The 17,430-nt window shown below is 65.8% G+C and carries 14 protein-coding genes; 5 read left to right on the top strand and 9 right to left on the bottom strand.

From position 1 onward, the window contains the following. The first annotated feature begins 111 nt into the window (after nucleotides 1-111). On the top strand, nucleotides 112-1,593 hold the full coding sequence (locus ACFC0O_RS44440; RefSeq protein ID WP_375968348.1) for a glyceraldehyde-3-phosphate dehydrogenase: 1,482 nt from the start codon (nucleotides 112-114) through the stop codon (nucleotides 1,591-1,593). 128 nt (nucleotides 1,594-1,721) lie between these two features. Next, the gene (locus ACFC0O_RS44435) at nucleotides 1,722-3,020 is read left to right on the top strand and encodes a cytochrome P450 (protein WP_364638171.1); all 1,299 of its coding nucleotides are present in this window, start codon (nucleotides 1,722-1,724) and stop codon (nucleotides 3,018-3,020) included. Nucleotides 3,021-3,082: 62 nt separating this feature from the next. Here the strand turns inward: ACFC0O_RS44435 and ACFC0O_RS44430 are convergent, their stop codons facing one another. Beyond that, the gene (locus ACFC0O_RS44430) at nucleotides 3,083-4,018 is read right to left on the bottom strand and encodes a cutinase family protein (RefSeq protein WP_375968347.1); all 936 of its coding nucleotides are present in this window, start codon (nucleotides 4,016-4,018) and stop codon (nucleotides 3,083-3,085) included. Nucleotides 4,019-4,286: 268 nt separating this feature from the next. On the opposite strand from ACFC0O_RS44430, the gene ACFC0O_RS44425 reads away from it, so the two are divergent. Continuing rightward, complete coding sequence (locus tag ACFC0O_RS44425) at nucleotides 4,287-4,820, top strand: hypothetical protein (RefSeq protein ID WP_375968346.1); 534 nt, start codon at nucleotides 4,287-4,289, stop codon at nucleotides 4,818-4,820. A 22-nt stretch (nucleotides 4,821-4,842) separates the two neighbouring features. Here ACFC0O_RS44425 and ACFC0O_RS44420 read toward each other — a convergent pair whose 3' ends face one another. From ACFC0O_RS44420 to ACFC0O_RS44390, 7 genes are all read right to left on the bottom strand, one after another. Further along, on the bottom strand, nucleotides 4,843-5,853 hold the full coding sequence (locus ACFC0O_RS44420; RefSeq protein ID WP_375968345.1) for an alpha/beta hydrolase: 1,011 nt from the start codon (nucleotides 5,851-5,853) through the stop codon (nucleotides 4,843-4,845). 101 nt (nucleotides 5,854-5,954) lie between these two features. Then, complete coding sequence (locus ACFC0O_RS44415) at nucleotides 5,955-6,662, bottom strand: hypothetical protein (RefSeq protein WP_375968344.1); 708 nt, start codon at nucleotides 6,660-6,662, stop codon at nucleotides 5,955-5,957. A 383-nt stretch (nucleotides 6,663-7,045) separates the two neighbouring features. After that, nucleotides 7,046-10,120, bottom strand: a complete 3,075-nt coding sequence (locus ACFC0O_RS44410) for an amino acid adenylation domain-containing protein (protein WP_375968343.1) — start codon at nucleotides 10,118-10,120, stop codon at nucleotides 7,046-7,048. Nucleotides 10,121-10,136: 16 nt separating this feature from the next. Beyond that, entirely contained in the window at nucleotides 10,137-10,880 is a 744-nt protein-coding gene (locus ACFC0O_RS44405) for a thioesterase domain-containing protein (protein WP_375968342.1), read from the bottom strand. Next, on the bottom strand, nucleotides 10,777-12,909 hold the full coding sequence (locus tag ACFC0O_RS44400) for a beta-ketoacyl synthase N-terminal-like domain-containing protein (RefSeq protein WP_375968341.1): 2,133 nt from the start codon (nucleotides 12,907-12,909) through the stop codon (nucleotides 10,777-10,779). The genes ACFC0O_RS44405 and ACFC0O_RS44400 overlap by 104 nt, the downstream gene beginning before the upstream one ends. Before the next feature lie 474 nt (nucleotides 12,910-13,383). Beyond that, on the bottom strand, nucleotides 13,384-14,115 hold the full coding sequence (locus ACFC0O_RS44395) for a hypothetical protein (RefSeq protein WP_375968340.1): 732 nt from the start codon (nucleotides 14,113-14,115) through the stop codon (nucleotides 13,384-13,386). Nucleotides 14,116-14,152: 37 nt separating this feature from the next. Then, entirely contained in the window at nucleotides 14,153-14,680 is a 528-nt protein-coding gene (locus ACFC0O_RS44390) for a gluconokinase (RefSeq protein ID WP_375968339.1), read from the bottom strand. Between the two features lie 81 nt (nucleotides 14,681-14,761). On the opposite strand from ACFC0O_RS44390, the gene ACFC0O_RS44385 reads away from it, so the two are divergent. Continuing rightward, nucleotides 14,762-15,838, top strand: coding sequence for a family 43 glycosylhydrolase (locus ACFC0O_RS44385; protein ID WP_375968338.1), 1,077 nt, complete (start codon nucleotides 14,762-14,764; stop codon nucleotides 15,836-15,838). Next, nucleotides 15,835-16,626: a hypothetical protein gene (locus ACFC0O_RS44380; RefSeq protein WP_375968337.1), complete on the top strand. Its 792-nt coding sequence runs from the start codon at nucleotides 15,835-15,837 to the stop codon at nucleotides 16,624-16,626. Before ACFC0O_RS44385 ends, ACFC0O_RS44380 begins: the two co-directional genes overlap by 4 nt. On the opposite strand, the gene ACFC0O_RS44375 is transcribed toward ACFC0O_RS44380, so the two are convergent. After that, nucleotides 16,627-17,424: a HugZ family protein gene (locus tag ACFC0O_RS44375; RefSeq protein WP_375968336.1), complete on the bottom strand. Its 798-nt coding sequence runs from the start codon at nucleotides 17,422-17,424 to the stop codon at nucleotides 16,627-16,629. Nucleotides 17,425-17,430 lie beyond the last annotated feature (6 nt).

The following is a 17,430-nucleotide window of genomic DNA, read 5'->3' as shown; positions in this document are numbered from 1 at the left end:
GCGGCGCGCAATGACGCAGGTCTCACAGTGGGGTAGCCGGGGATTGTGATGGTTTTGGGCTGGTTAGCATCGTTTTCGTATAGATCTCGAGGCGACCCCTAGGACTTTGTGTTGACTACCGACCATCTTGACCGCTGGAACGCTCACGAGGCTTCGGCGGAGGCGATGATCCCGATCATCGGCAAGCTGTATCGCGAGAAGGGGGTGACCATCCTCCTGCACAGCCGGTCGCTGGTGAACAAGTCGGTGATCAGCATTCTGCGCACGCACCGATTCGCCCGGCAGATCGAGGGCGAGGAGCTTTCGATCGAGGAGACGCTGCCGTTCCTCGAGGTGCTGAGCGCCCTGGACCTGGGGCCGAGCAAGATCGATCTGGGCCGGTTGGTCATGGCCTATCGCGCCGATGCGCGCGGACTCGGGGTCGCCGAGTTCACCGCCGACGTGCTGGCCGATGTCATCGGCGGCAACAAGGCCGAACCGCAGGGCCCGCGCGATGTGGTGCTGTACGGCTTCGGCCGGATCGGGCGGCTGGTCACCCGGCTGCTGGTGGAGAAGACCGGTTCGGGCAACGGCCTGAATCTGCGTGCGGTGGTGGTGCGCCGGGGCAGCGCCGACGATCTGGTGAAGCGCGCCTCGCTGCTGCGCCGGGATTCGGTGCACGGGCAGTTCAACGGCACCATCAAGGTCGATGCCGCGAATGACACCATCATCGCCAATGGCAGCGTCATCAGGTTCATCTACAGCGATGACCCGAAGACCATCGACTACACCGAGTTCGGCATCAATGACGCCATCCTGATCGACAACACCGGCCGCTGGCGCGACCGCGAGGGCCTGGAGCAGCATCTGCGCCCCGGTATCGCGAAGGTCGTGCTGACCGCGCCCGGTAAGGGCGATGTCCCCAATATCGTGCACGGGGTCAACCATCGCGAACAGGATGTGTCGCAACGGATCTTCTCCTGCGCCTCCTGCACCACCAATGCGATCGTGCCGCCGCTCAAGGCGATGGATGACGAATTCGGCATCGTGCGTGGACATGTCGAGACGGTGCACTCGTTCACCAATGATCAGAACCTGCTGGACAATTTCCACAAGGCCGATCGCCGCGGCCGTTCCGCGCCGTTCAACCTGGTGATGACCGAAACCGGCGCGGCCTCCGCGGTGGCCAAGGCCATGCCGGACTTCAAGGCCAAGATCACCGGAAACTCCATTCGCGTTCCCACGCCGGATGTTTCGGTCGCCATCCTGAACCTGCAGTTGAAGCGCGAGACCACCAAGGCCGAGGTGCTGGACTACCTGCGCCAGGTCTCGCTGTCCGGCCCGCTGAGCCGCAACCTCGACTACACCGCCGCCACCGATGTGGTCTCCAGCGATTTCATCGGCTCGCGCGCGGCCTCGATCGTGGACGCCAATGCCGCCATCGTCGACGGCGACACCGCGATCCTCTACCTCTGGTACGACAACGAATTCGGCTACTCCTGCCAGGTGGTGCGCACCGTGCAGTTCATCTCCGGCATCGAGTACCCGACGTATCCCCAACTGGGAGAACAGGATCGGGCGGGCTTGGCCGCGATGAACGGCAGCCCCGCCTGATCGAGCCTGCCCCCAGTTTCCTCGTCTTGCGTTTTCGCGAAGGGTTCCGGTGCGACTGATTCCGGAATCTTTTGCGGCGCAATAGGTTTCCATTGCCGGATAGGTCATCCGATGATGAGGAGACGGTGATGATCGGTGCACGGTACTGGGTGCGGTGGCTGGTGGAGCAGGGTGCGCCGCGATACGGGATTCGTATGCAGACACTGCGCGATGATCCGCTGGCGGATTTGATGGGAAGTGTTGCGGGGCTGCGGGATCCGTTTCCGCCGATCGAGCGGTTGCGGGAGCGCGGGCGGCTGGTGCCGAGTCCGATCGCCTGGGGCACCGCGGATTACGAGGTGAGCCGGGGGATTCTGCGGGACGGTGATTGGGGGGTGTACGGGATCACCGGGTTCGAGCGCACGGGGGTGGTGCGCCGGATCGCCGATCGAGCCCCGATTCCACCCAATCCGGTGGAGAAGCCGTCCATGCTGATCAGCGATCCACCCGAGCACACCCGGTTGCGCAAATCGGTGTCGAAGGCGTTCACGCCCAGGGCGATCGGGCGTTTGCGCGATCGGGTGGAATCGGTGACGACGGAATTGCTCGATGCGCTGCCCTCGGACGGATCCGCCGATCTCATCCACGATTTCGCCGCGCACGTACCGATCGCCATCATCTCCGAAATGCTCGGGTTCCCGGACGAATCCCGGGACACCTTCCTGGCCTGGGGTGATGTGGTGAGCCCGATGCTCGATATCGGAATCTCCTGGCGGCAGTGGCGCAATGCCGTGGTGTCCATGCGCGGTATGGACGGATATCTGGACGAGCACATCGCCCGGTTGCGCGATGAACCCCGCGAGGACATTCTGAGCGCGCTGGTGAGCGCGGGCGATCTCACCGACGGTGAACTGAAATCGGCTGCCACGCTGTTGATGGGCGCGGGTTTCGAGACCGCGGTAAATCTGATCGGAAACGGTGTGGTGCACCTGCTTTCGAATCCCGATCAGCTGGCGATCCTGCGCGATGAGCCGGAACTGTGGCCGAACGCCGTGGAGGAGATGCTGCGATTCGAGGCCCCGATCCAGGCGGCGGCGCGACTCGCCCTGCGCGATACCGAGATCGCCGGGGTCCCGTTGAAGAAGGGCAGTCTGGTGGTGATGTCACTGGGCGGGGCCAATCGCGATCCGGCGGTATTCGAGAATCCGAACACCTTCGATGTCACCCGTTCCAATGCCAAGGATCATCTGTCCTTCTCCAGCGGCGTGCACGCCTGTCTCGGCGCCAGCCTGGCGCGGATGGAGGGTATTCACGCCTTGCGCGCGCTCTTCGAACGGTTCCCGGATCTGACCCTCACCGCCGAACCGAGCAGGCGACCGCTGTTCACGCTGCGCGGATACTCCAGCATGCCCGCGCATTTGGGGCAGCGGGCGCGCATCGCGAGCTGACCCGAATCGACAGCGGGGCCCGGCACCGCGATCGGTGCCGGGCCCCGCGCCGGGTGCCGCAATCAGTCCGTCGTGGCCATATCCACGAGCCAATTGTGCAGCCACGCCGTGGCGGTGGCCCCATTGTTGTCGACCACGTAGCGCGGATACGACTGGTGAATTCCGGAGGTGAGGAACTGCTGCACCTGTCGCGTCCACTGCTCCCCGGCCGGATTGTCCGCCGGCGCGGCCATGATGGCCGACCAGCCCGGCAGCAGTGCCTCGGCCAGAATCGACTGCGTGGTCAGCAGGTAGTTGCCGATCTGCAGGGGATCCGGTGCGGACAGCTGGGTCATGAATCCGGCGAATCGTCCGGCGATGTCATCGACCGGCACCGAACAGTACAAATCGCCCGCAGCGCAGAAGGTTCGCACATTCTGGCTCAACCAGCCGAACCCGCCGATGCGTGCCCCGCCCGCACCCGTCCCCGGTACCGGCGGCCCGATCAGGGCATCGGTGGGGGAGCGGCGCGGATCCGAGATCAACCCGACCCCGACCACTCGATCGGGGGACACCACGCCGTGCCCGGTACCGATCTCGGCGGCCAGATCACCCGCCGCGTCCGCGCCCTGGCTGTACCCGATCAGCGCGAAACGCGTTGCGCTGCATCGGGCCGCGACATCGGCGATGATGGCGCGGGCATTGGTGACGGCCTCCCGTTTGGAGCGCCCGTACACCTCGCCCTCCCACGGCAGTGCGGTGGCGGCGTAGCCGACGTAGCTGGTCTTCACATTGCCGGGTAGCCCGCGGGTGACCATGGTCAGCATTCCGGTGGGTTCCGAATCGTCCCGCGTGGTCTCCCAGGTGCCGGGTACGGCAATGACATTCAGATCCGGGCAGCCGCCGGGCGCCGCGGCCGCCTGTGGCGCACCGCTGAGCAGCACCCCCGTCGCGGTGGCCAGGACCGCGGCCACGGCGGCACAGGCCGTCTTGAAAGTTCGTGTTGTTCCAAAGGACAAGGCGCATCACTCCTTGCTCGGACCGTACGTTGTTGGCAGTTCAGCCCCGCTGAACCTGGGGCGGCAACACTTCGGCATATGCGCTCGCCGCTGCGGGCTGAGATCGGCCGACGATGACGAAGGTCGGCCTGCGGTGGGCGCGCCGGGGCGAACATACCAAGAAACCAGCCAGTCCGGACGGCGCTTGCTGTTTGATTGCCATCAAGTCGCGTGATATTCGCTCAGTCGTGTCAAAATCTCATCGGCAACCGCGCTACCGGGAGGTTCGATGGAGTCCGCTCGGATGTCGCCGCGTGGCGTGCTCATAGCGGTGGTGACGGTCCTGACCCTGGCGATACTCGCCGGGATCGTGGTGTGGGTGATTCGCCAGGACGGTTCGGGCGGCGCGCCCGCCGATGTGGTGCGGTCGCAATCGCTGCCGGTCGATGAATTGCGCACCGGATACTGCGTGGATGAGCTGCCGCCGATGGCGAATCCCGCGCCGCAGTCCAAGGATTCGGTGACCCAGGCGTACACGAGCGCCGACCGGATAACGGTGGTGCCGTGCCGGGAATCGCATCGGGCCGAGGTCATCCACACCTTCGACGCGTCCATCGCGTGGCCGGGCGCGAGCCTGATGTCGATCCGCTCCGGAACCGATTGCGCGGCCGAATTCGCCCGCCGCAGTACCCGCGAGCACGCCGATCTGATGACGCTGGCGCTGTATCCCGGCGATGAGCAGACCTTCACCGCGCGGCCGCGACAGCTCTGTCTGGTGCGGGAGCGGTCGGGCGGTCAGCTCACCGGCCGGGTCTTCGACTAGCGCCCGCGAAATGGACCAGCGCTCAGGAGATGCCGAGCGCGGCGGCGAACATGGGCCAGGACTTGTGCAGATCCTGTTCCCAGTAATGCCAGGTGTGTGATCCGGCGGCGCGGTATTCGAGCTGGGCCGGAATGCCGAGTTCGGCCAGCCGGTCAGCCAATTGGTGCGTGCAGGTATTGGTGGCGGCTTCGATGAGTCCGCCCAGCACCATCTGATTGGCCTTGGTCATGACCTGCCCGACCGAATACGGCGGCAGGATCTCCTCGGCCTCACCGGGCAGCCCGGTGGCGCTGGAGAGGTAGATCGCCTTGCCGCGCAGGCGTTCCGCGTTCAGCACGGCATCGTGATCGCGCCAGGCCGGATCGCCGTTCTCGCCCCACATGTTCTTCGGGCTCGCGCCCGCACGGGCCAGCACCAGATCGATATAGGTGCGCCCGGCCGAATCGAGGGTGGAGGCGCAACCGCTGAAGGAGCCGACCGCGCGATAGAGATCGGGGGCCGCGCCCGCCATGTACAGCACCGAGGTCGCGGACATCGACACTCCGGCAATCGCATTCACGCCGGAAGCGCCCAGTTGTGCGTCGATGATCGGCGGGAGTTCGCGGGTCAGAAAGGTTTCCCACTTATTGCGGCCGAGCTTGGGATCATCGCGCTGCCAATCGGTGTAATACGAGAACGCGCCGACCGAGGGGGTCACCACATTCACGTTCTTCTCACCGAGGAACTGCACGATATCGGTCTGGTTGTACCAGCTGGCGAGATCCTCGCCGCCGCCCGCGCCATTGAGCAGATACAGGGTGGGGCGCGGTTCGCTCTGATCGAAAGCGGTCAGGATCTGCAGCGGGATAATGCGATCCATGGCCGCGGAATAGACGTAGAAGACCTGCTGGCGCTGTCCGGGCCGGTCGATGTGGTCCAAATGCGAGACGGCCGGTTCGGGCTGCGCCACGGCAACCGAGCCCGGCAGGACCGACAACAAGGACAGGGCGACTGCGGAAGCGGCGAAGAGTACCGCTGATTTACGCGCGAGCAAGAACTTCGTCCTCGAAAAAGATTGGCGGATAACGTGATTCCGGATGGTACCCGGACCGTGGCCGGAGCGGTCGCACCGCACCGGCCACGGCCGGGGAGCGATCAGCTGCCCGGAATGACGTTCTTCAGCACACCGGACAGGATGTCGGTGACCGAACCGGTCGAGCTGAGCTGGCCGTCGGACGAACCGAGACCGTTATTGCTCAGGCTGCCCTGCACCGACTCGCCCGGATTCGCCGCCCGCGCGGTGAAGCACGCGGTCAGGTTCGGGAAGTTGGCGCCGACACCGACGGTGCCGGCCACGCCGATGCCACCGCTGGTGATCATCTGGCCCTGCTTGACGCTGGCCGGGACGTTGTAGGTGATCTTCATGGTGACCGGGTTACCGGAATTGACGAACCAGCCGGTGCTGGTCACCTTCCAGCCGCCCGCATTCGGCTCGGGCGTGACGGTTTCTTCCTTCTGACCGCCGATCGCGTGGTACGCGGTAATCGTGGTCTTGACAGGAGCGGCGAAACCGGTGGGCGGGTAATCGGTAATGGTATTTACGTACGGGTTACCGATACTGGTCGTACCGACCACAATGGTGTAGGTGACGGTCGTGCCGACGCCGATCTGTTCCGCGCTGGCCGTCTTGTCGTACACATGCGTGATGCCGACGGTGCTGATGTCCTTCTTGGTGTCATGGCTGGTCACCGAGCAGGTAGCGGTATCGGCGGTGGCCACTCCGGTGCCAAGGGCAACGCCCGCACCGGCGACGATCAAGGTGGAGGCCGCAATTCCGGCGGCCAATCGTGAAGTCTGAAGCATGTTTCCTTCCAGCGGCTCCGGCACATCCCGGAACCAATATCCTCATCGATGAGCGGCCCGTCTCGAATTGCCGTGACAGGCCGCCTGGAGGATGAGTAAACCGGACAGCTGGACGCTCGTCCAGGGTTTCTGGAAAACTAGTGAAAATATGTCATGTCACTTCGTTGATCGGTCTTTCGAAAGATCGAATAAAGGCATGGGAAAGACATTATTCAGCGCCTTTTGCGCTATTCAGGAAATGGGCGCGCCGCATGTCGCGGCGCGCACCGGCGGCGGGGCCTGCCGGTCACAGCTTCGGCTCGTACCCGGCCGATCACGCGTCAGCATATAGAACGTGTTCTCGTTTTGCCGCAGGTTTGCGTGGAATCGCTTGTTCGCGCAGGTCAGAGCAGCGTGGCCAGATGCGCGGATTGCGCCCGCACCGTGGTGAACTCGAACAGGTCGACCATCTCCAGGTGATCGGGGTGCGGGCAACCGGCGCGCAGCTCCTCCAGGAGCTGGACCAGTTGGATCGAGGTGCCGCCCGCGTCGAAGAAGGATTCGGCATCGCCGAAATCGGTGCGGCCCAGCACCTTCGACCAGGCATTGCGCACCATTTCGGCGGGCGTGGACGCGGCGGCGGTGATCTCGGTGCCGTTGTTGTCCGGCTCGAGCAGTTCCGGCCAGGGCAGACGGGCGTCGTCCAGCTTGCCGTTGACGGTCAGCGGCAGCTGTTCCGTGCGGACGAATCGGGTCGGCCGCATGGCGGCGGGCAGTCGATCGCGCAGGTGCAGGCGCAGGTCCGCATCGGTCGCGGTGGATCCGGTGAGGAATGCGACCAACTCGGGGGTGTCGGGCCGCCGCTCATCCAGGCGCACGGCGCATTCCCGGACGGCCGGGTGGGTCAGTAGCGCCGCCTCGACCTCGCCCAGTTCGATTCGCACGCCGCGCAGTTGGATCTGGCGATCCATCCGGCCCAGATAGATGAGCGTGCCGTTGGCCTCGCGGCGGGCCAGATCCCCGGAGCGGTAGTGGATCTCGTCGGCGAACGGCGGGCGCGGGAAGCGCTCGGCGGTCAGCTCCGGCTGGTTCAGGTAGCCGTTCGAGACGCCGGGACCGGCGATCAGGATCTCACCGGCCACCCCGTCCGGGACCGGGCGGAGTGCGGTATCGACCAGGGTGATGCGCAGGTCGTCCAGGGCGCGGCCGATCACGCTGGGGCGCTGGGACTTCAGATCGCCCGGTGTGACGCGATGCGCGGTGGCGTGCACGGTTGTCTCGGTGATGCCGTACATATTGATCAGTTCGGCGCGGTGCCCGTACCGCTCGACCCAAGGCGCGAGGGTCTCGAATCGCAGTGCCTCGCCGCCGAATACGACGGTGCGCACGGCCAGTTCGTCCGCGAGCGCGGGGGTGAGCGCGGCGCTCAGCGTGCGGAAGGCCGATGGCGTCTGACTGAGCACGGTGACCCCGCGTTCGGCCAGAAACGCCGCGAAATCGGCGGGGGAGCGCCGGGTCCACTCCGGGACGATCTCCAGCCTGCCGCCGTGCAGCAGCGCGCCGAACATCTCCCAGACCGCGAAATCGAAGGCGTACGAATGGAAGAGCGACCACACGTCATCCGCGCCGAAGTCGATCTCCCGGGCGGTCGCGGTGAACAGTCGCAGCACATTCGCATGGGTGACCACGACACCCTTGGGCGTCCCGGTGGATCCCGAGGTGAAGATGACGTACGCCGGTCGTCCGGCCGCCGGGCGGAAGGGTGCGGGGTTGGCCGCTGCGGCGCGTCCGGCGGCGTGGACATCGTGGCAGCGCAGTGCGGCGACCGCGGGTAGGTCGGTCGAGTCGGTCAGCACGTGCAGTGAATCAAACTGCGAAACAATGGCTTCCACGCGTTGCGCGGGTGCGGCGGGGTCGATCGGGACGTAGGCGCGACCGGCCTTGAGTACCGCCAGAATCGTGGTGATCAGCTCCGGTGAGCGCTGCATGGCGATGCCGGTGAAGTCGCCGGGGAGTTCGGCGTCGATCCATGCAGCCAGGCGGTCGGCCCGGTGATTCAGCTCCGCATAGGTGAGCGTGACGCCCTCGTAGGAGACCGCGACGGCCTCCGGGGTCCGCCGCGCCTGTTCCTCGAAGGCATGCGTAATCGTCTGGTGTGCCGGAGGTTCCACCCGGGTACCGGCTTGTTCGCGCAGTTCCGCGAGTTCGTGCGCACCGAGCCAGGGCACCGCGTCGAGCCGCGTGCGCGGTTGTCCGGCGATATGGCTGAGTACCGCGCGCAGCACATCCTGCGGGCGCGAATCCGCTACCCGGGAGCTGGATTGGATGTAGTAGGTGTAGCCCCGGTCGTGCTGTTCCACATTCGCCACGAAGGGGCAGATGAGGCGGGCGCGCGGGAGGGGAATGGGGGTGAATTCGCAGCCGGGGATGCGCAGCGACAGTTTCTGCCGATAGAAGGTGAAGCTGCTGGACGGGCGGGATACGGCAGCCGCCGGATGGTCGAAGATCTCCCGGGCGTGCGCACCGAGGCTGATGTCCTCGAACGCGACCAGGGCGTCGATCCGTTCCTGTACGCCCGCGCACAGTTGATCGAAGGTCTCGTACTCGTCGAGGTCGATGGAGAGCGGCAGCGTATTGACGTGATATCCGTACGCCCGCAGCAGTTTTCGATCCCGACGCCGGTTCGCGAGCGGGAACGCGGTCGTCACGCGCGATGAGGCGGTGAGACAGCCGAGCACCAGCAGATGTACGGCCAGGAAGAAGGCGACCTTGCCCGCCTTCAGTTCCTTGGCCGCCGCGTGTACGCCTGCGCTCAGCTCGGGGCCGAGGTCCATGGTCACGTGCTCGCCGGGCAACTGCCCGTCCCGCTGCCGGTCGACCTCCCAGTCCGGTGTCGAAAGAGTTTCCAGCGCACCGAAATTCGAGCGGAAGTACGTGACGGCGGCGCGCGCCTGCTCCGGGTCCGCCGCCGGTGGCAGCGGTAGCAGTTCCCCGCCCGGCGGTACGAAATCCAGGTCCCCGTAGAGCTTTCCGAGATCGGTGATGAGGTTGTAGAAGGTGAGCGCGTCGGCGACCATATGCGAGGCGATGAGCACCACGTAGGTCGAGGTGTCGTCCTGGACCATGCGCGCCGAATACAGCGGCCACCGATCCATCGGGATCGGCCGATCCAGCTCCGCCGAGATCTCCGCCGTCAATTGCGCTGCGGCGTCACCGGTTCGGCGATCCAATTCGACCCGGTAGTGGTTGTCCGGATCGTATTCCGCACTGACCGTCCCGTCCCGTTCGACGAAGTACTCGTTGAGTGGGACGGCGCGCGCCGCCATCAATTCCCCGGCCCGGCGCAGTCGCTCGGAATCGAGGTCCCCGCGCACCCGGTACAGGAATCCCACGTTGTACGCGGGGTCCTCCGGGAACAATCGCTGCTGCGAGTACAGGGTGTGCTGGGTGGGGGACAGGCGGCGGCCGCGCACGGTCATTCGGATATCTCCTGGCTCAGCCGAGCAGCGGCTGTAGTGCCGCCGCGACCTGCGGGATCAGGGTGGCATCGGTGAAAATGGTGTAGTGGTTGCCGGGTACGTCGACCATGCGCACGGCCCCGGTGGCGTGCCCGCGCCAGACGTCCTTGCCGACCTGCCGGATGCGCAGCGTCTCCTGATCGGCCACGAATGCCGTGGTGGCGCGCAGAATCGTCAGCGTGCCACCGTATTTGCGATCCGGGTAATGCCGTTTGATCGAATCGTGGTTCTGCCGCCACAGGTGCGCGAAGCGAATGGCATCGTGTTCGGTGAACGCGGCGACCTCGGGATACTGCCGCATGAGCGCGGGCAGTTCCGCCATCGAGGTCGGGATCTGGTCATCGCTCACCTCGATGCCCGGGAACGCGGTGGTGACCATCTGCACCAGGGCCTTGAAGAATTCGCTGTCGTCGAAGCCGCCGCCGACGTAGGCCTCCGGCGGATTCGAATCGAAGATGACCACATCGGCGACCTCGTGGCCCGCCGCCTCCAATTGAATGGCCATCTCGAAGGCGACATTGCCGCCGAAGGAGTAGCCGCCGACCCGGTACGGGCCCTCGGGTTGAATGCGGCGCATCTCGGAGATATTGCGGGCGGCCAACTCTCGCACCGTCAGCTCATCGGTGGCCGGTGCGGCGGTGAAGGCGATGATCGGATGCGTACCGGGCAGATGGGTGGCCAGCGCCTGGTAGCAGAAGTTGGTGCCACCGGCGGGCGGCACCAGGAATAGCGCGGGTCCGTCGCCCGGGGCGATGGTGACAAACGGCGGGAGCGGCCTGACCGGGATTCTCGAATACCAGCCGAATGTGCTGCACCAGTTGCTCGATGGTGCGCAGTCGCTCGAATCCTTCGAGCCCCAGCGGGAGTTCGTAGGTGTCGCGCACCGTACTGACCAGCCGCACCAAGGTCATGGACTGGCCGCCCGAGGCGTAGAAATCCGAATCGAGTTGCAGGGCTTCGTCACCCAGCAGCTGGCGTGCGGTCTCCAGCACGAATGCCGCCAGCCGGTCCGGATCGACGGCCGCCCCGGCGAGGGCGGAAGCCGACGTGGCCGCAGCAGATGCGGATTCGGCGGCGGACGCGACGCCGTCGGAGGTAGCCGGATCCGGGTCGACCCAGTGCGGGGTGGCGTCGAATGGATAGCCGGGCAGGCTGATCTTGCGACCGCGCGCGGCGGGGAGATTGGCGAGATTCGGGTTGGCCGGGGCCGAATCGCCGTGGTGGCGATCCAGGATTTCCGCCGCTTCGGCGCTGGAATGCGCCGCGAATTCCAGCTTTTCGGCGAAGGCTGTGCGTCCCTCGGCCAGGGTGTGGGCGAGGTCGTCGATGCGGATCGACCGGCCGCGCAGTGCACCGGCGAGTGCTTCGCACAGCCGCGTCAGCGCATTCCGATCGCGCGCGGTCACCGTGATCCGGTAGGGCCGCGCCTCGGGTTCGGGCCGTTCGGCGAGTTGTGGCGCGGGGGTGAGGACACAGTGCGCATTGGTGCCGCCCAGGCCGAAGGAGCTCACCGCGGCGGCACGCAGCTCGCGTGCCACCGGCTCGGTGTTGATGTCGTAGGCCGAACGCCCCAGCGGCACATGCGGATTGGCAGTCTCGAAGCCGAGCTGTGGCGGCACCGTCTGATTGCTCAGGATGAGGGCGGTCTTGATCACGCCCAGTACGCCCGCCGCCACATCCAGGTGCCCGAGGTTGGCCTTGATGCTGCCGAGCATGCAGTCCGGCGCGGGTCCACCGGCGGCGGTATGCGCCCGGGACAGCGCCCGGAACTCCAGCGGATCACCCAATGCCGTTCCGGTGCCGTGGGTTTCGACGTATCCGATCTCGCTCGCCGCGATTCCGGCGTCGGTGAGCGCGGCCCCGATCACGGCAGCCTGTCCCGCGATACCGGGTGCGGTGAAGCCCATCTTGTCCGAGCCGTCGTTATTGATCGCCGATCCGGCCAGCACCGCGTGAATGCGATCCCCGTCCGCCACCGCGTCCGAAAGTCGTTTGAGCACAATGATTCCGCAGCCATTGCCGCGCACCGTGCCGGAGGCGTCCTTGTCGAAGGGCCTGCACTGTCCGTCGCGGGAATGAATCCCGCCCTCTTCGTAGTGATATCCGGCGAGCTGCGGAGTGACGATGCTGACGCCTCCGGCCAGTGCGACATCGCTTTCCCCGGCGCGCAATGACCGCACCGCCTGATGAATCGCGACCAGCGAACTGGAACAGGCGGATTGGACCGTCAGCGCCGGTCCGGTGAGACCGAGTTTGAATGCCACCCGGGTGGCGATGAAATCCTTGTCATTGCCGATGAGCGTCTGGTAATCCAGGCCGTCGGGCCGGAATTCGCTGTTGCGCTGCAGATTCCGCAGCATATAGGTGCTCATGGTGGTCGCGGCGAACACCCCGATGCGCGGCGTGCGCGCGGGCGTCACGCCTGCGTCCTCCATGGCTTCCCAGGCGGTTTGCAGGAAGATGCGCTGCTGCGGATCGGTGACCTTGGCCTCGCGCGGGGAGAAGCCGAAGAACTCCGCGTCGAAGTCCGCGATGCCCGCGAGTTCGGTGCCGTAGGGGACATAACTCGGGTGCTCGAACTGCGCGCGGGGCACCCCGGCGGCGGTGAGCTCCGCGGCGCTGAAGCGCCGAATGGCGGTGGCGCCCGCGATCAGGTTGTCCCACAGAGCGGGAGCGGTGCGTGCCAGCGGTACGCGAACTCCGATACCGATGATGGCGATCGACTGATTATCCGAAGTGTCTATGTTCATCATTGCCGCGCCGAGGTTACACACGGCCATAAGGTAAGGCAAACCTAAGTCTCGGGCTGTGAGATGTACCAGCGGCAACCTACTCCGGATATGGGGAAGCCCCGGGGACTAGCCTGCCCCGGGGCCTCGGTGTCCGCCGATTTGCGACACATCGACACGTTTAAGAACGGAATGAGCTTGAAATTGTCCAGCGCTCTGCGATTGAGCTACGGCCCATTGGTGGCTGAGCCGGCGGGAGTTGAACCCGCAACCTCTGGATCCCGGTCCGTTCCTTCGATTCGACGTTCGGCGGAAATGCTGAAACTGGAGCGATAACGTGAGTTTGATGGCGCGGTGCCTCTGCCGATTGGGCTATCCCGCCGCGAGTGGCGGGAGGAGGATTCGAACCCCCACTGTGCCGGTGTGCCAGTCACATTGAACTTCTGATTCAGCTTGCGCTCTTGCGCACCACCGACACTAGCGGGCTACGGCCGGTCAGCCAAACAAATATCCGAAGACCTCCGCACCCGGCTTACGCTGGGTGATCTCGGCGTTGTTGGCCTCCTCGCGCGCGAATTTCACCGCGTGCTGCAGCTTTTCGACGCGTTCGGTGAGATCGTTGACGCGCTTGGCGGGCAGCGCGCCGGAGAACTTGATGGTGCGCCAGTAACCCACCACCACATCCTCGTGATACACCTCGACCTGCGCCGGATGCTTCTCCGTCGCTTCGGCTTTCACGTGGTTGCGCGGAATCTTCTTGGTGCGCACCGTATTCACCGGTTCGGTGGCGTAGCAGTCGGCGGCGGTGTCGTACTCCCACGATTCGGCCGCGTCCAGCACCGGGAGTTTGCGCACGAAGGTGTGCAGGTCGACCAGCTGCTTCTCCAGGAAGAGCAGATAGGTCACCGGGGCGTCCTTGACCAGGGTGCGGCCGTCCACCACCACATCGGCGGTGGCCGTGCAGTTCGCCCAATCCTTGGTGGCGACGACATCGAAGAGTTTGGTCAGAATCTCCGCCGTGGTCTTGAGCACCTCTTCCGACTTCACCTGCACGCGAGTCGATTCCGGCGGCAACTGCTCGCCTTCCTCATCCTTGGGGCGGTAGGTCCGCGAGATTCCGCTCAGCAGCGGATTCTTGCCCAGCTGATGATGTGCCTCGGTGAGCTCGGAAAAGGTTCGGGACTTGATCCCTTTCTCCACGGCGACAATCTGATTCAAACGTGTCATTCGGGCACTGTATCGGCGAAAACCGGGTGCTGCCCAGCTATTTTCGCAGGGCCGCCAGCGCCGCGTCCGCGACTTCCGCTGGGGGCGGGCCGATTTCGACGGTGACGAAGTCCTCGTCCGGGCCGGGGAGCTCCAAGGTCGCGAGCTGGGAGTCGAGCAGGCCGGGCGGCATGAAGTGGCCGGTGCGCGCGGTCATGCGCTCTTCGAGCAGTTCCCGGGTGCCGGACAGCAGCAGGAAGGTGACCCGGCCTTCCGGATGATCGATGATCGCACCGCGCAGGGTGTCCCGATACGAATGCTTGAGCGCCGAACAGGTGACCACACCCGAACGCCCCGATGCGATCCGCTCGGACATCCACGCGGCGATGGCCTCCAGCCACGGTTGCCGGTCGGCGTCGTCGAGCGGATGACCGGCCGCCATCTTCGCGATATTGGCGGCCGGATGCAGATCATCGCCCTCGAGCAATTCCCAGCCCAGGGTGTCCGCCAGCTTTGCGGCCACGGTCGACTTACCGGACCCGGATACGCCCATGACGACAACGATGCGCGGGCCGTCGACCGTCATGAATCCTCCTGGGCGAAACGCCGGACTGTCCGGGAATCACCGATCTTGCCACCGCGAAGCCGGAAACTGGATTCTTCATAGGTGCTGGAGGTGGTCGTGGCGGGCTGGCGGGCAATGGCGGGACTGATCTGCGTCGCGATCCTCGGCCCGGTGTTATCGCCGACCCACGCCGCGGCCTACGGTCCGCATCGCGAGGAGTTCACCAATCCCATCCTGGGTGCGGGCGCGGATCCGAGCATCGCCTACTACCAGGGGCGATTCCACCTGGTACAGGGCGATTTCTACAACGGCGACAATATCGTCATTCGCAGCTCGGACACCCTCGGCGGATTGGGCGACGCCGAACCGGCGGTGGTGTGGCGGCATCCGGATTGTCCGGCCCCCGCGTGCACCAAGATCTGGGCTCCCGAATTGCAGCACATCGGCGATCGCTGGTGGATCTACTACGCGGGCCAGGAGAACGACAGCCATCAGTCGCACCGGATGTACGCGCTGCGCTCGGCCGGCGATGATCCGGCCGGTCCGTACGACTACCTCGGCCCGATGGATCTGCCCGGCGGCGTCGCCATCGACGGGGTCTACCTGCCCTATAAGAAACAGGGCTATTTCCTGTGGTCCTGCCTGGACCCGGAAAACGAACTCGTACAGCAGATCTGCGCCATCCGCATGTCGGATCCGCTGACGCCCATCGGTGAATCCGTGGTGATCTCGACCCCCACCGCCGACTGGGAGACCGTCCCCAATGACGCGAATCTGCTCATCAATGAAGCGCCGCAGCCGCTGTTCGCGCCGGACGGCACCCTCTACGTAACCTTCTCCGCCAACGCCAGTTTCGATGACAGCTACCGCCTCGGGCTGCTGCGCCTGGCCGCGGGCGGCGATCCGATGAATCCGGCCGCGTGGACCAAATCCGGCGGTCCCATCCTGCCCGGCGGCCCCGGCTCGATCGCGCCCGGGCACAACGGTTTCTTCACCGTCGGTGACCGGCAGTGGATCACCTATCACGCCCGGCTCGATCCCGGCACCGGCTGGGCGGGCCGGAGCGTGCGTGCCCAGCCGATGGCCTTCGCCCCGGACGGCCGTCCACAATTCGGCATGGCTCTTGGTCCCGATGCCCCCATCGCGGTCGGTGACGAAGCATTAGCATCTGGGAGATGAGCACACGCGGAGCGTTGGGTTCGTTCGGGCTGGCCGCCGTCGCGCTGGCCGCGCTGCTGACCGGTTGCGGGGGATCGGATGAGCATTCAGGACATTCCTCGCAGACCTCGCAGTCGATAGCCGCACTACCGCAACAGAATTCGTCCGCCTCAGCGGTGAAGTCGAGCGTCGCGGCCGATCCGGAGGTGACGATCGGCGAGGTTCCCGGATATCAGGCCGCGGCCAGGGCCTTGCGGCCGTTCATTCGGAACCTGCTGGCGGGCGATATGGATCAGCTGGTGCGCAAATGCTGGACCATCGAACCGCAGAACGCGCGAAATATGTACGCCGACAAGGACGGAATCCTCGCGGCCGTCGCACAGCCGGGCGTCGACGGGCAATTCGCCGCGATCTGGACCGGACCGGCGCTGACCGTCAGCGCCAAGCGCAGTGAGATCGGCTCCGGCTACGCCTGCCCGCGCGTCGCCGCGAACGGCACCGTCAACACCTTCAATGAGGCCGATGCGCGATATGCCGTGCAGCGCTACCTGTCCCGCTGGGTCGGCAAACCCGTCGACGTGAACGATATCGAGGGCAAGTACCCGCTGGTGTGCCCCGGATCGGTGCTGTCGAACAATCCCGGAAGGCTCACCGGCACCACCGGATTCGGTGAGTTCAGCACCCAGCCCACCGGCATCTCCGATGTCGATGTCACTGTGCCGGTGACGAATTCGTCCGGGGTCACCCAGCCGATGCTGTTCAAGACCACCATCGGCCCGGAGGGTTACTGCATCAACGATCTGAGCTGATCACGCCTCGCGCGACAGTCGCGTCAATTCGACCGTCGCCGAACGCAGTTCACCGATCGTATCGATGGGCGCGACGTAGCCCACGCGGGTCACCGCGATGCCGCGCGGGGTGGTGACCCGCAGATCGAGGCCGTAGCGGTCGGCGCGCTCGCAGACCGCGGCGGTGGCATCGGGATAGCCGCCGCGCGCCTTGGCCATATCCAGCAGCGCGTCCGCATGATCGTCATTGAGATGCGTGATGGCCCGACCGGCAACGGACACAATCGGATCGGGGCGCGCGGCGGCGTAGTCCGCGCTGCTCGCGGAATCCATGCGACCGTAACCGCCGACCCAGCGCACCCGCTCCACCCGCAGCACCCACACGGTGAAATCGCTGAAGTCTATGTAGTACTTGGCCGACGGCACGGCGGCCAGATGTGCTTCACGTGCGGCGGCGGCCTCCTCGCCCGTCGGCCGTTCGACCCGGCCCGCCAGGGTCACCCGGGAACCGGCCAGCGGATCGGTCGGCAGATCGGGCGTCACGATCGACAGGCTGGCGCGCGGATCACCGGCGAGATTGCGCCCGTGCTCGGCCAAGCGCGATACGCACAGCACCGGCTGACCGTCGAGCAGCCCGTAGGTGACGAAGGACGCCCACGGCCCGCCATCGCCGCTCAGCGAGGCCAGCGTCGCGGTATTCGTCGCCGCCACAACGCTTCTGGTCTCCTCGGCCGGGGACGGCCGCTGTTCGTTCAGCACCGCCGTCAGCGGCGGGGGAGTCGAGGGGGCATCACCGGGATCACCGTGGTCGAGAGGCACGTCAAC

The organism is Nocardia sp. NPDC056100, from assembly GCF_042266325.1.
Lineage (GTDB): Bacteria > Actinomycetota > Actinomycetes > Mycobacteriales > Mycobacteriaceae > Nocardia.
The sequence above is the reverse complement of the archived record's forward strand: the minus strand, read 5'-3'. Positions and strand labels throughout refer to the sequence as shown.